This is a genomic window from Micromonospora inyonensis, assembly GCF_900091415.1.
GTDB lineage: Bacteria > Actinomycetota > Actinomycetes > Mycobacteriales > Micromonosporaceae > Micromonospora > Micromonospora inyonensis.
This window is the reverse complement of the sequence record NZ_FMHU01000002.1, coordinates 1,243,006-1,258,589: the sequence shown is the minus strand read 5'-3', so window position 1 is coordinate 1,258,589 and position 15,584 is coordinate 1,243,006. Positions and strand designations below refer to the sequence as shown.

The 15,584-nt window shown below is 75.0% G+C and carries 3 protein-coding genes; 2 read left to right on the top strand and 1 reads right to left on the bottom strand.

Annotation, left to right across the window (positions count from 1 at the left end; genetic code table 11):
* Positions 1–34: 34 nt before the first annotated feature.
* Positions 35–1,366 carry an MFS transporter gene (locus tag GA0074694_RS20355; RefSeq protein ID WP_091460799.1) on the bottom strand — a complete coding sequence of 444 codons (1,332 nt, stop codon included), beginning with the start codon at positions 1,364–1,366 and terminating at the stop codon, positions 35–37.
* 89 nt (positions 1,367–1,455) lie between these two features.
* Here GA0074694_RS20355 and GA0074694_RS20350 point away from each other — a divergent pair, with 89 nt between their 5' ends.
* Both GA0074694_RS20350 and GA0074694_RS20345 read left to right on the top strand, forming a co-directional pair.
* A complete protein-coding gene (locus GA0074694_RS20350; RefSeq protein WP_141714218.1) occupies positions 1,456–9,327 on the top strand; it encodes a non-ribosomal peptide synthetase in 7,872 nt (2,623 codons plus the stop codon).
* On the top strand, positions 9,324–15,563 hold the full coding sequence (locus tag GA0074694_RS20345) for a non-ribosomal peptide synthetase (RefSeq protein WP_176738039.1): 6,240 nt from the start codon (positions 9,324–9,326) through the stop codon (positions 15,561–15,563). The genes GA0074694_RS20350 and GA0074694_RS20345 overlap by 4 nt, the downstream gene beginning before the upstream one ends.
* Positions 15,564–15,584 lie beyond the last annotated feature (21 nt).

Sequence of the window (15,584 nt, the reverse complement as noted above, 5' to 3'; positions counted from 1 at the left end):
CACCTCGGATGTCACCGAGATAGGATAGCCTCGCCTAACTAGATTGGACAGTCGAGGTCACCACTTCCTCGGATGGCGGTGCTGCGGTGTCCCGATCGGCCTCTTCCGTGCCGTCGAGCCGCTGGTGCCACAACTGCGGAAAGCGCCATCCGACCAGGATGGTGGCGATGACGCAGAGCGTCCCGCCCGCCGCGACGGCCACGGAGGGACCCAGCAGCCCCGCTCCCAACCCGAGGAGCACGCCGCCGAGCGCGGGAGCGGTCATCGCCTGCGCCAACCATAGACTGCCGACCCGGCCCTGCAGGTGCGCGGCGGTGTGCTGCATGAGCAACGTGCGGCGCAGGATCTCCGAGACGGTGTCCACGGCACCGCCCACCGCCAGGAAGACGAGGGCCAGACCGAGCACCGGACTGGCCCCGAACCCGATCGTCACCAGCCCGTAGACACCGACCACCCCGAGCAGCACGCGGCCGGGCCGGCGCAGCCGGGCCGTCCAGCCGGACAGCACCGAGGCCAGCGCCGCCCCGGCTGCCGGTGCGGCGCTGAGCACGCCCACCACACCTGGCCCCGCCGCGAAGACACGTTCCGCGAACTGGGGAAACAGCGCGGTCGGGGTGGCGAACAGCGCACCGCAGAGATCGACCACGAGGACCGCGGCGACGATGCGGCTGCGCCGGACGAACGCGAGCCCCTCCCGCAGCGCGGGCCACCAGGTGGCGGCACCGGCCTTCTCCGGCGGCGCCCCCGCCTCGCCGGGCGCTTCCGGTGGCAGCGCGCCGAGCCGGGCGAGCAGTGGGACCGCGCCGGCCGCGCCGAGCGCCGCCAGCGCGTACGTGGTGGCCAGACCCGGGCCGGCGAGGAGCAGACCACCCAGCAGTGGACCGGCGATGGCACCGACGGTGGTCGTGACGGTGACCAGTGCGCCCGTCGCCGGCAACTGGTCAGTGGGTACGAGACTGGGCACCACGGCGGTCAGGGCGCTCTCGGCGATGCCCTCGGTGACGCCGAACAGCGCGCCGAGCAGGTAGATGAGCCACACCCGCGGGCGGTCGGCGGCCGCGTTGACCGCCAGCGCGCCGAACGTCACGACGGCCCAGCCGCTGCCGAGCAGGATCAGCGACCGGCGCTCCCGGCCGTCGGCGAGCACCCCACCGGCGAGCAGGCCCACCAGCAGGCCGGCACCCAGGGCCAGGCTGACCGCCGCCACCTGGAACGACGATCCGGTCAGGGCGTAGACCTGCACGACCACGGCGACGGACGTGAGTCCGATGCCGAGCAGCGCCAGCAGCCGGGCGGCGAGCACCCAGACCAACCGCGACCCGCCCCACAGGGGACTCAGGTCCAATCCGAACTCACGGACGCGCAAGCGTCACCTCCCCGCATCGCTATGGCTTGATTAGGCTAACCTAAGTTAGGGTGCCCTCCGAGCGATTCGGCTTCGGAGGTGACGGAATCTTGTTTAATCTGGACGGCGACGGCAGTGCCGACCTGGCGGCCCGGCGGCGGGAACTCGTCCGCCGGCGACTCGCGGAACGGGGCATCGCCCGACGGCCGGACGAACCGTCCGCCGTCCCGCGCGTCACCGGGCCCGCACCACTCTCCGCGGCCCAACGTCGCATGTGGCTGCTGCACCAGCTCCGGCCCGAGGAGACCGCCTACCACGTCTGCGTCGGCGCACGGATGTCCGGCCCGTTGTCGGCGGCGGAGCTCGACCGGGCGCTGCGCCGCGTCGTACAGCGGCACGACGTGCTGCGCTCCGTGTACCAGGTCGACGAGGAGGGCGAGCCGCGCCAGGTCACCGCTCCGGCGGACGGGCTGTGGCTGCGCACCACCGACCTGACCGCGCTGCCACCCGCCGAGCGGGAGGCCGCCGTCGACCGGGCCGCCGCACGGCTCGCCGAACGCCCGTTTGACCTGACGACCGAGCTGCCGGTCCGGTTCGAGATCGTCCGGCTCGCCGCAGACGAGCACGTCCTGCTGCTCGTCGCGCACCACATCGCCTGGGACGACGGCAGCTGGCAGGTCCTGCTGCACGACCTCGGCGCGGCGTACGCGGGACGGGAGCTACCCGACCTGCCGGCGCAGTACGCGGACCTGGCCGCCGCCGAACACCGCAGTCCGCCGTGGACCACGGCGGACCTGGACCACTGGCGCGACCGCCTCGCCGACCCGCCGGCCCCGGTGCCGCTGCCCACCGACCGTCCGCGCACCGACGGGCCAGCGGTCGGCGGCCGGCTCGGCCGACACCTGCCGACCGCGCTCCGCGAGCGGCTGCACGCGGTGTGCCGCGCCGAGGGCGTCACCCCGTTCATGGCGCTGCTCGCCGGCTTCACCGGCCTGCTGCACCGCGTCGGCGGCGTGCCGGACCTCATCGTCGGCTCCCCCGTCGTGACCCGCACCGACCCGGGCGCCGACCGCATGATCGGCAACTTCGGCAACACCCTCGCCCTGCGCACCCGGGCGACGCCGGCGACGACGTTCCGCGCCTTCCTGCGGCACGTCCGCGAGGAGTGCCTCGCCGCGTACGCGCACCAGCGGGTGCCGTTCGACACCCTGGTGCAGGAGCTGCGCCCGGACCGCAGCGCCGGGCACCACGTCTGGTTCGACGTGCTGTTCTCGGTACGCAGTGACGTGTGGGCGGCCCTCGACCTGCCCGGCGTCACCGTGGTGGAACGCCCCGTGGACAACGGGGCTGCCGCTTTCGACCTGGCGGTCGCCGCGGTGCTGGGGGCCGACGGCACGCTGGGCCTGGACGTCACCTACCGCGCCGACCGGTACGACACCGCCACCGTCGAGGGCCTCGTCGACCGCTACACGCGGATGCTCGACGCCGCGCTGACCAACCCGGACACTGCGCTCGGTGATCTGGCACTGCTGGCTCCGGGCGAGCGGGAACTCGTGCTCACCGGCTGGGGCAGCGACACGCGACCGCTGGACCGGGCCACCATCGCGGAGCTGTTCCGCGCGCAGGCCCGGCGCGTACCCGACGCCGAGGCACTGGTCTGGGAGAGCAGCGAGCCGGTGGCCGGGGCCGGCGGGACGCGACGCGCGCTCAGCTATGCCGAGTTGGACGAGCGCTCGGACCTCCTGGCGGGCGCGCTCGCCGCCCGGGGCGCCGGACCCGAGACCCTGGTGGCTGTCGCGCTCCCCCGCTCCGGCGAGTTCCTGGTCTGCGCGCTGGCCGTGCTGAAGACCGGCGGGGCGTACCTGCCCGTCGATCCGGAGTACCCGCGGGACCGGATCGCGCTGATGTTCGACGACGCCCGTCCCGCGCTGCTGGTGACCGACTCCGCCACCGTGCCGGCGTTGCCCGACGGCGCGCCGCCGATGTTCCTGATCGACCGGGACACCCCGGTCGGGTCCGTGCCGGAACCCTGCCCGGCCGTACCGGGGCACGCCGCCTACGTCATCTACACCTCCGGCTCCACCGGCCGCCCGAAGGGCGTCGTGGTGACCCACGAGGGCATCCCGAGCCTCGTCTCCACCATGACCGACGAGCTGGGCGTCGGGCCCGGACACCGGGTCCTGCAGTTCGCGTCGATGAGCTTCGACACGTCCGTGTGGGAGTGGACGATGGGACTGCTCACCGGCGCCACGCTGGTCGTCGTCCCGGCGGAGCAGCGGCTCGGCCCCCCGCTGGCCGACTTCTGCGCCCGGCACGGCGTCACCCACCTGACCCTGCCGCCGGGCGTGCTCGCCTCCCTGCCGGACGAGCATGCGCTTCCGGCCGGGGTCACGCTCGTCGTGGCCGGCGAGGCGTGCCCGCCCGAGCTGATGCGGCGCTGGGCCACGACGTGCCGCATGTTCAACTCGTACGGCCCGACCGAGACCACCGTGGACGCCACCCTGTGGACGTGCACCCCGGAACACTCCGGTCCGGTGGTGCCCATCGGAGGGCCGGTGCACAACACCGCCGTCCGGCTGCTCGACGAGCGGCTGCACCCGGTCCCGCCGGGCGCGGCCGGTGAGCTGTACGTGGCCGGCGACGGACTCGCCCGCGGATACCACGACCGGCCCGCCCTCACCGCCACCCGCTTCGTCGCCGACCCGTACGGTCCGGCGGGCAGCCGCATGTACCGCACCGGCGACCTGGCCCGTTGGACCGCGGGCGGCGTGCTGGAGTACCTCGGCCGGGTCGACCACCAGGTCAAGATCCGCGGGTTCCGCGTGGAACCGGGCGAGGTAGAGCAGCTGCTGCGGGCCCAACCCACCGTCGCGCAGGCCGCCGTCGTGCCCCGGGAGGACACGCCCGGCGACGTTCGCCTCGTCGCCTACGTCACCGGGACGGACCCGTCCCCCCGGCAGCTACGCCAGGAGCTGGCCCGCACGCTGCCCGCGCATCTCGTACCCGCCGCGATCGTCGTGCTCGACCGGCTGCCGCTGACCGGCAACGGCAAACTCGACCGCCGCACCCTGCCCACGCCCGTCTATTCGGCCGGGGCCGGCCGGGCGCCCGCCTCGACGCTGGAGGCCCGGCTCTGCGCGGTCTTCGCGGCCGTCCTCGACGTGCCCGTCGTCGGGCCCGACGACGACTTCTTCGCACTCGGCGGCCACTCCATGCTGGCGGCCCGGCTGGTCACCCGGGTGCAGGCCGAACTCGGTGTGCGCCCCACCCTGCGGTCGCTGTTCGACGGTCCCACGCCCGCCGCCCTGGCCCGCACGCTGACCCCGGCACCCGCGACGTCTCCAGCGGCGGCACACGCCTCCGCGCTGCCGCCGCTGGTACCGCGTGGTGACGACGTCCCGGCGCCGCTGTCGTTCGCCCAGCAACGGCTGTGGCTGCTGCACCGGCTCGACGACGTCGGCGCGGCGTACCACATCCCCCTCGGCCTGGCCCTCGACGGCCCGTTGGACGCCGACGTGCTCGACGCCGCGTTACGGGACGTCGTCGCCCGGCACGAGATCCTGCGCACGGTCTTCCCGGAGCGGGACGGGATGCCGTACCCGGTGGTCCTGCCCACCGGACCGGGCCTGGCCGTCCGGGACGTCACCACGGCGACGCTCGACGACGAGCTCTCCGCCGCCGTCGCCCGGGTGTTCGCGCTCGACCGGGAAGCCCCCCTGCGCGCCACGCTGTTCCGGCTCGGATCGGACCGCCACGTGCTGCTCCTGTTGCTGCACCACATCGCGGGCGACGGACGGTCGCTACCGGTACTGGCCCGTGACCTCGCCACCGCCTACACCGCCCGCCGCTCCGGCACGGCACCCGCCTGGCCCCCGCTGCCGGTGCAGTACGCCGACTACGCCGTCTGGCAACGGCGGGCACTCGGAGACGCCGACGATCCGGACAGCCTCACCGCCCGGCAGGCGGCCCACTGGCGGCACGCCCTCGACGGTGCCCCGGCCGAACTGCGCCTGCCCACCGACCGGCCCCGGCCGGCCGAGTCGTCGTACGCCGGCGGGCTCACCCGGTTCGACGTCGACGCCGGGCAGGCGCAGGCCGTCCGCGACCTGGCGGCCCGGCTGGGGGTCACCCCCTTCATGGTGTACCAGGCCGCCGTGGCGGCACTGCTCACCCGGCTCGGCGTCGGCGACGACATCCCGCTCGGCACGCCCGTCGCCGGCCGCGGCGTCGAACCCCTCGACGAGCTGGTCGGCTTCTTCGTCAACACGCTGGTCCTCCGCACGGACACCTCGGGCTCACCGACCTTCGAGGAACTGCTCCGCCGGGTCCGGCGGACCAACCTGGACGCCTACGACCACCAGGACCTGCCCTTCGAGCGACTCGTCGAGATCCTCAACCCGCCCCGGTCCACCGCCCGTCACCCCCTGTTCCAGGTGATGGTGGTGCACCAGAGCGGCACCGCGTCGCAGCTGCCCGTCCCGGGGCTGACCAGTCGCCCGTACGTCGTCGCCACGCGGACGGCCACGTTCGACCTGAGCCTGACGTTCATCGAGGACTTCGACCCCGGGGCACCGGGCGCCGTCGGCGGGTTCGCCGAGTACAACGCCGACCTGTTCGACCGGGACACCGTCGACGCGCTCACGGCACGGCTGGTGCGGCTGCTCACCGCCGCCCTCGCCGAGCCGGACCGGCCGGTGGGCGATCTCGACGTGCTCTCGCCACCGGAGCGGGCGGCGCTGGTAGCACCGCCGCTGCCCGCTCCGGCAGCGCCGACGCTGCCGGAGGCGTTCGCCGGGCAGGCCGCCCGTACCCCGGACGCCGTCGCGCTGGTCGTACGCACCGCGACCGGAGAGGTGTCGCGGCTGACGTACGCCGCGCTCGCCACCGCGGTCGACCGGATCGCGCGGCTGGTGACGGCGCACGGCGCAGGGCCCGACCGGGTGGTCGCGCTGGCGCTGCCGCGCCGCGACATGGTGCCCGCGCTGCTGGGCACACTCCACGCGGGCGCCGCCTTCCTGCCGCTCGACCCGGCGTACCCGCAGGACCGGCTGGCGGCGATGCTCGCCGACGCCGAGCCGGTCTGCCTGCTCACCACCCGGGCGCTCGCGGCCACCCTGCCGCACCCACCGGGCCGGCCCGTGGTGTACGTCGAGGACGACGCGCCGCCCGGGACCGCGCTGGAGCCACACCCACCGGCGGCCGCCAGCGCGGCGTACGTCATCTACACCTCCGGTTCCACCGGTCGCCCCAAGGGCGTCGTGGTGAGCCACGCCAACCTGGCGAACCTGTTCGCCGCCCACACCACGACGCTCTTCCCGCCCGAGGTGGCGGCGGTCGGCGGTCGCCGGATCCGGGTCGGCCACGTGGCGTCGTTCGCGTTCGACGCCGCCCTCGACCCGGTGGTCCTGATGGTGGGCGGGCACGAACTGCACGTCCTCGACGAGGCCGCCTATCCCGACCCGGTGGCCGTCACCGCGTACGTGGCCGACGAACGCATCGACTACCTGGACCTGACGCCGGCCCACCTTCAGCAGCTCGTCCAGCACGGCCTGTTCGCCCCGGACCGCCACCGGCCGGCGCTGCTCGGGCCGGGCGCCGACGCCATGCCCGACGCGCTCTGGCGCGACCTCGGTGCCCGGCCCGGACTCCAGGCCTGGAACTTCTACGGGCCGACCGAGTGCACCGTCGACGCCGTCGTCGCCCCGGTCACCGGCACGGGTACGCCGCGGATCGGCCGGCCGATCGGCGGCATGACCGCGTACGTCCTCGACGCCCGGCTGCAACCGGTGCCGCCTGGCGTTTCCGGCGAGCTGTACCTGGCCGGCGCGGGCCTGGCCCGCGGGTACCTGCGCCGCCCGGCGCTGACCGCCGAACGGTTCGTCGCCGACCCGTTCGGGCCACCCGGCACCCGGATGTACCGCACCGGCGACCTGGCCCGCTGGGTCGACGGTGACCTCGAGTGCCTCGGCCGCGCCGACGACCAGGTGAAGATCCGCGGGTTCCGGATCGAGCCCCGCGAGATCGAGGCCGTCCTCAGCCGGCACCCGGGCGTCGCCGAGGCCGCCGTGGTGGCCCGCGACGACCTGCCGGGTTCCCGCCGCCTGGTCGCCTACGTGGTGCCCGCGCCCGGTCACCCCGTCGACCCGGACGGCTGGCGGGCCCACGCCGCCTCGGCACTGCCGGACTACATGGTGCCGTCGCTGTGGATGCCCCTCGACCGGCTTCCGCAGACCGCCAACCGCAAGCTCGACCGGACCGCGCTGCCGGTCCCGCACCTGCCCGCCGCCGACAGCGGACGGACCCCCGCCGACGCCGTCGAGGCCCTGTTCTGCGACCTGTTCGCGGCGCTGCTCGGCCACGACCGGGTCGCCGCCGACGCGAATTTCTTCGAACTCGGCGGGGACAGCATCGTCTCGTTGCAGGTGGTCAGCCGGGCGCGCGCGGCCGGCTGGCTGGTCGAGCCGCGCGACGTGTTCCGCCACCAGACACCGGCCGCCCTCGCCGCCGTCGCCCGAGCCGCCCCCGGCGCGACGCTCCGAGCGGTGGACGACGGCGTCGGTGTCATCGGCGAGACGCCCATCGTGGGATGGCTGCGCGAACTCGCCACGACCGCCGACCGGCCCGCCCCGATCGACAGCTACAGCCAGGGCATGGCGCTGCGCACTCCGGCCGGGCTGACCGTCGAACGGCTGACCGGTCTCCTCCAGCAGGTCCTCGACCGGCACCCGGCGCTGCGGTCCACGCTCGTGACCGCGGCGGGCGGCGGCTGGGACCTCGTGGCCGCGCCACCCGGTGCGGTGCGCGCCGACGACCTGGTGCGGACGGGCGACGGCGACCCGGCCGACGAGGCACGGGCCGCCGCCCGGCGGCTGCGACCCGCGGACGGGGTGATGGTGCAGGCGGTTTGGCTGCCCGCCCGTGAGCAGCTGGTGCTGGTCGTGCACCACCTCGTGATGGACGGCGTGTCCTGGCGGATCGTCTGCGCCGACCTGGACGCGGCATGGCGGGGCAGCCCGCCCCCGCCGACCGGCACCTCGACGCGGACCTGGTCCACGCGGCTACGCGAGTACGCCGGTCGGCCCGCGACGGTGGGTCAGGCGACCCGGTGGACGACCGCCCTGGCCGCCCCGGGACCGTTCGGTGACCGCCGGCTCGACCCGGTCAGGGACACCACGGCGACGCAGCGACGCCGGGCCGTCACCGTTTCCACGGACGTCACGGAGACGCTGCTCACCCGGCTACCGGCGGCCTTCCGCGCCGATCCGGCCGACGCGCTGCTGACCGCCCTGGTGCTCGCCGTCGCCGAGTCGCGGCGCGGCGGCACGACGTCCACGGCGCTCGCCGTCGCGCTCGAGGGGCACGGCCGGGAGGAGGGCATCGCCCCGGGCACCGACCTGGCCGGCACCGTCGGCTGGTTCACCGCCGTGTACCCGGTCCGGCTCGACCCGGGGCCCGTCGACCTGCCGGCAGCTCGGGCCGGCGGCGCGGAGATCGGCCGGGTGCTCAAGGTCGTCAAGGAACAGCTGCGCGCCGTGCCGGACGGCGGACTCGGGTACGGGGCGCTGCGTCACCTGAACCCCGGGGCCGTCCCGGCGCTGGCGCAGCTGCCCGCCCCCGCGGTCTGCCTCAATTACCTGGGCCGCCTCGGCGGTACCGGTGAGGCGGCGTGGGAGCCGGTGGCCGACGGGCTGTTCCATCACGTCGACCCCGCGCTGCCGCTCGCCCACGCGCTGGAGATCGACGCCTGGATCCAGCCGGGGCCGGGCGGCGCGACCCTGCACGCCACCTGGTCCTGGGCCGGTGCCGCCCTCGACCCGGGCGACGTGCACGCCCTGGCGGACCGCTGGGCGACCTACCTGGCCGCTCTCGCCACGCACGCCACGGATCCGGCTGCCGGCGGCCTCACCCCCTCGGACGTCTCCCTGATGGCGATGAGCCAGGACGAGATCGACGACTTCGTTACCGATTGGAGCTTTTCTTGACCGGCCGTCCCGAGCTCGACGACATCCTTCCGCTGACCCCGCTACAGGAGGGTCTGCTCTTCCGCGCCGAGTTCGACGGGGACGGGCCGGACGTGTACGTGGGCCGACTGGTCCTCACCCTGCACGGGCCGGTGGACCGCGACCGGCTGCGCGGGGCCGCGCAGGCGTTGCTCGACGCGCACCCCGTGCTGCGCTGCGCGTTCCGCCGCAACCGGCAGGGCCGGGCAGCCGCGCTGGTGGCCCGCCGCGTCCCGGTGCCGTGGGAGTACGCCGACCTGGGGGCGCTGCCCGCCGGGGAGCGGGACGCCGCCGAGCAGCGGCTCGCCGAGCAGGCCCGGGATCGGCGTGTCGACCTGGGACGGCCGCCGCTGGTGCGGTTCACCCTGATCCGGCTCGCCGACGACGTGCACCGGTTCGTCCTCACCGCGCACCACATCATCCTGGACGGGTGGTCGCAGCCGCTGCTGGTCCGGGAGCTGTTCGCCCGGTACGCCGGCGAGACCCCGCCCCCCGCCCCGGCACCCCGGCGCTACCTCGAGTGGCTCGCCGCGCAGGACCGCCCCGCCGCCGAATCGGCCTGGCGGGCGGCACTGTCCTGGATCGACACGCCCACCCTCGTGTCCCCCGGCGCGGACACCCACGTGTCGGAGCGCCCGCGTCGCGTCGTCGTACGGCTCGACCCCGAAACCACGGCACAGCTGACCGCCACGGCGCGGTCGCACGGGCTCACCCTGGGCACCGTCGCCCAGGGGGCGTGGGCACTCGCCCTCGGCCGGACGCTCGGCCGCGACGACGTCGTGTTCGGCACCACGGTGTCCGGGCGGCCCGCCGACCTGCCGGGCGCCGAGGCGATGATCGGCGCGTTCGTCAACACCGTCCCGGTGCGCGTCACGCTGCCGCCGGCCGAGCCGTACGCCGCGGCCCTGCGCCGCCTTCAGGAACAGCAGTCCGACCTGGGCCGTCACCAGCACCTCGGGCTGGTCGACATCCAACGGGCCGCCGGCGGGCGGGAGCTGTTCGACACGCTCGTCGTGGTCGAGAACTACCCGTTCGATCCGGAACGCCTCGCCGATCTCGCCCCGGGCCTGCGCCTCGCCGGCTTCTCCGGCGACGAGGGCGTGCACTACCCGCTCGCCCTCACGGTGCTGCCGGGCGAGCAGCTGCGGCTGGAGCTGGGGTACCGTCCGGACACGCTGACGGAGCAGCAGGTGCGGCAGGCTGCGGACGGTCTGGTCCGGGCGCTGACCGCGTTCGCCACGGCACCGGCCACGCCGCTGGGCCGGGTCGAGCTGGTCGACCCGGCCGGGGTCGAGCCGTTGGCCGGTGCGACGACGGCCGTCCCCGACACGACGCTGACCGCGCTGCTGGCCGAGCAGGCCGCCCGGACACCACACGCCACCGCCGTGGTCGCCGACGGCGTCCACCTCAGCTACGCCGAGCTGCACGAGCGTGCCGCGCGGGTGGCCGCCTGGCTCACCGCGCAGGGCGCCGGACCCGGCACGGTGGTGGGTGTGGCCGTGCCCCGCTCGGCCGACCTGGTCATCGCGCTGGTCGCGGTGTTGCACGCCGGCGCCGCCTACCTGCCGCTGGACCCCGACTACCCGGCCGACCGGATCGCCCTGATGGTCGCCGACGCCGTCCCGGCCGCCCTGCTCACCGACACGGCGACCCGCGCCGTACTGCCGGCCGGGGTGCCGGCGGTGCTGGCCCTGGACGACGTCGGCCTGCTCGCGGCCCCGGCCGCCCGGCCGACGGTGCGGCCGGAGGACCCGGCGTACGTCATCTACACCTCCGGCTCCACCGGCCGCCCGAAGGGCGTCGTCGTGTCGCACCGGGCGATCGTCAACCGGCTGCTCTGGACCCAGGCCGAGTACGGACTCACCCGCGACGACCGGGTCCTGCAGAAGACGCCGTCGAGCTTCGACGTCTCGGTGTGGGAGTTCTTCTGGCCGCTCGTCACCGGCGCCACGCTGGTCGTGGCCCGGGCGGGTGGCCACCGCGACCCGCGCTACCTGGCCCGCCTCGTCCAGGACGAACGGGTCACCACCGTGCACTTCGTGCCGTCGATGCTGCGGGCCTTCCTGGCCGAGCCGGAGGCGGCCGGCTGCACCGGGTTGGTCCGGGTGCTCTGCAGCGGCGAGGCACTCCCCACCGACCTCACCGACGCCTTCCACACGCGGTACGGCGGGACGGTGGAGCTGCACAACCTGTACGGGCCGACGGAGGCCGCCGTGGACGTCACCGCCTGGCCGTGCCCGCCGGGCGCCGCCACCGTGCCCATCGGCCGTCCGGTGTGGAACACGACCCTGTACGTGCTCGACGCGGCGCTGCGTCCGCTTCCGGTCGGTGTGCCCGGGGAGCTGTACCTGGCGGGGCGGCAGCTCGCCGAGGGGTACCTGAACCGCGCGGCGTTGACCGCCGAACGGTTCGTCGCCGACCCGTTCGGGCCACCCGGCACCCGGATGTACCGCACCGGCGACCTCGTCCGCCGCACCGCCGACGGGGTGGTCGAGTATCTCGGCCGTACCGACGCCCAGGTCAAGATCCGCGGCTTCCGGGTAGAGCCCGGCGAGGTCGAGGCGGCCCTGGTGGCACTGCCCGGCATCCGCGCCGCAGCGGTCGTCGCCCGGCCGGAGCTGGGGCTCGTCGGCTACGTCGTCGGCGACGCGCCGGATCCGGCCACCGTACGGGACCGCCTGGCCGCGACGCTGCCCGCGCACCTGGTACCCGCTGCGGTGGTGGTGCTCGACGCCCTGCCGACGACCCCGAGCGGGAAGCTCGACCGGGCCGCGCTCCCCTCGCCCGAGCGGCTGCCGGCAGCCGCGGGACGCCGGCCGCGCACCCCCGCCGAGAAGCTGCTGTGCGAGCTGTTCGCCGAGGTGCTCGAGGTCGACGCGGTCGGCATCGACGACGACTTCTTCGCGCTGGGCGGCCACTCCCTGCTCGCCACCCGCCTGGCCAGCCGGGTCCGCACCGTGTTCGGGGCGGAGCTGGCGCTGCGTACCGTGTTCGACCATCCGACCGTCGCCGGGTTGGCCACCCGGCTCGACGGGCGGGAGACCCGGCCGGTGCTGCGGGCGGGGGTCCGGCCCGACCCGTTGCCGCCGTCGTACGCGCAGGCCCGGATGTGGTTCCTGTACCGCCTCGACAATCCGAATCCCGCGTACAACATGGCCTTCGCCGCCCGGATCACCGGTGACCTGGACGTCGCGGCGCTCCGCGCGGCGCTGGGCGACCTGACCGACCGGCACGAGGCGCTGCGTACGGTGCTGGCGGACGAGGCGGGTAGCCCACGGCAGGTCATCCTGCCCGACGCGGCGGCACGACCGGCGCTGCCGGTCACCGCCACGGCCCACGACCGGCTGGCGGAGCTGCTGGTCGCCGCCGCCCGACGGCCGTTCCGGATCGACGCGGAACCGCCCCTCGCGGCGGAACTGTTCGCGCTCGGCGCGGACGAACACGTCCTGGTCCTGGTGGTGCACCACGTCGCCGCGGACGGATGGTCCGCGCTGCCGCTGCTGCGCGACCTCGCCACGGCCTACGCGGCCCGGGCGGACGGCCGGGAGCCGGCCTGGTCACCGCTGCCGGTGCAGTACGCCGACCACGCCGTCTGGCAGCGCGCCCTGCTGCGCGACGACGACGATCCGGATTCGCTGCTCGCCCGTCAGATCGGGTACTGGCGCAAGGCGCTCGAGGGGCTGCCGGAGGAGCTGACCCTGCCCACCGACCGCCCCCGCCGCGCGGTGCCGAGCCTGCGCGGAGCCTCGGTGCAGGTCGCCGTTCCGGCCGAGGTGCACCAGGCGGTCCGGGCGCTGGCGCGGCGCTGCGACGCGAGTGTCTTCATGGTGCTGCACGCGGCGCTGGGGGCCCTGCTGACCCGGCTCGGTGCCGGTACCGACATCCCGATGGGCACGCCGATCGCGGGGCGCACCGACGACGCCGTCGACGAGGTGGTCGGTTTCTTCGCCAACACGCTGGTGCTGCGGACCGACACCAGCGGCGACCCGACGTTCCGCGCCCTGGTGGCGCGCGTCCGGGAGACCGACCTGGCCGCGTACGCCCACCAGGACGTTCCGTTCGAACGGCTCGTCGAGATACTGAACCCGGCCCGGTCGATGGCCCGGCACCCGCTCTTCCAGGTGATGCTGAGCCACCAGGTCCGGCCGGACCTGGAACTGCGGCTCGGCGCGTGCCAGGTGGTGCAGGAACCGGTGGACACGGGTACCGCCAAGTTCGACCTGGCGTTCGAGGTCGTGGAGGAGCCCGGTCGCGCCGGGATGACGCTGGGCGTCGAGTACAGCACGGACCTGTTCGACGAAGCCACGGCGGGCAGCCTGGCGACCGGGCTGGTGCGGCTGCTCGCGGCCGTCACCGCCGAGCCGGAACGCCCCATCGGCAGCCTGGAGCTGCTCAGCGCCGACGGGTACGAACGGATGCTCGCCCAGGGCGCGGGGCCGGTGGTCGAGTGTCCGCGCCAGACCCTCGTCGAGCTGTTCGCGCACCAGGTGCGCCGCACCCCGGACGCTCCGGCACTGGTCTGCGGCGACATCGCGTACACGTTCGCCCAGCTGGACGCCCGTAGTGCGGAACTCGCCCGCCTGCTCACCGGCCACGGCGCCGGACCCGGCACGGTGGTGGCGCTGCTGCTGCCCCGGAACGCCGACACCGTCGTGGCGCTGCTCGCCGTGTTGCGGGCCGGGGCGGCGTACCTGCCGATCGACCCCACCTATCCCCCGGGGCGCATCGAGCACATTCTCGCCGACGCGAACCCGCTGCTCACCGTCACCACCGAGCGTCTCGCCCCGCTGGCCGGCGAGCCGCTCCTGCTGCTGGACTCGCCCGGGGTGCAGGACCGGCTCGACCGCCCCGGCGCGGGCGACCTGCCCCGTCCCCGGCCCGAGCACCCCGCCTACGTCATCTACACGTCCGGCTCGACCGGGCGCCCCAAGGGTGTGGTGGTGGAACACCGCAGCATCGCGAACCTGTTCCACAGCCACCGCGAACTGCTGTACCGGCCGACCGTCGCCGCGGCGGGCGGCCGGCGGCTGCGGGTCGCGCACAGCTGGTCCTTCGCGTTCGACGCGTCCTGGCAGCCGCAGCTGTGGCTGCTCGACGGACACGCGCTGCACATCGTCACGGAGGACACGCTGCGCGACCCGGCGCTGCTCGTCGACTTCATCGAGCGGCACCGGATCGACTTCATCGAGGTCACGCCGTCGCACGCGCTGCAGCTGGCGGGTGCCGGACTGATCCGCGACGGGCGATCGCCACTGCTCGCCTGGGGCGTCGGCGGTGAGGCCGTCCCCACGCCACTCTGGCGGCAGCTGCGGGACCTGCCGGGGACCACGGGATACAACCTGTACGGGCCGACCGAGGCCACGGTCGACGCCCTCGCCGCCCGCGTCGCCGACAGCGAACGGCCCCTGGTCGGCCGGCCCACCGCGAACACCCGGGCGTACGTGCTGGACCGGACGCTGCGGCCGGTGCCCACCGGCGTCGTCGGCGAGCTGTACCTCGCCGGCGCCGGACTGGCCCGCGGCTACCTGAACCGGCCCGGACTCACCGCGGAACGGTTCGTCGCCGACCCGCACGGCCCGGCCGGCAGCCGGATGTACCGCACCGGCGACCTGGTGCGCTGGATGCCGGACGGCACCGTCGACTTCCTCGGCCGCACCGACGAGCAGGTCAAGATCCGTGGCTTCCGGATCGAGCTGGGCGAGATCACCGCCGCGCTGGCCGCCGATCCGACCGTGACCCGGGCCGCCGTCGTGGTGCGCGACGACCCACCCGCCGGCAAGCGGATCGTGGCCTACTGCGTCCTGGCCGACGGTGCCCGGCTCGATCCGGCGGCGCTGCGCTCCGGGCTCGGCCGGATGCTGCCCGACTACATGATCCCGGCGGCGTTCGTCGCGCTGACCGAGCTGCCACTGACCGAGCACGGCAAGCTCGACCGGCGGGCCCTGCCGGCCCCGACGGGAGACGACAGACCGCGGGGCCGCCACCCGCACACCCCCGACGAGGTGCTGCTCTGCGGCCTCTTCGCCGAACTGCTCGACGTGCGCGAGGTCGGCGCGGACGACAGCTTCTTCGACCTCGGCGGGCACTCGATGCTGCTCGTACGGCTCCGCGACCGGGTCCGTGAGGTCACGGGGATCCAGCTGGGTATCGCCGACTTCTTCGCCCACCCCACGGCGGCGACGCTGGCGGAGCTGCTCACCGTCCGCGCCGCAGGCTGACGCACGCTGTGGGCCCCGGTG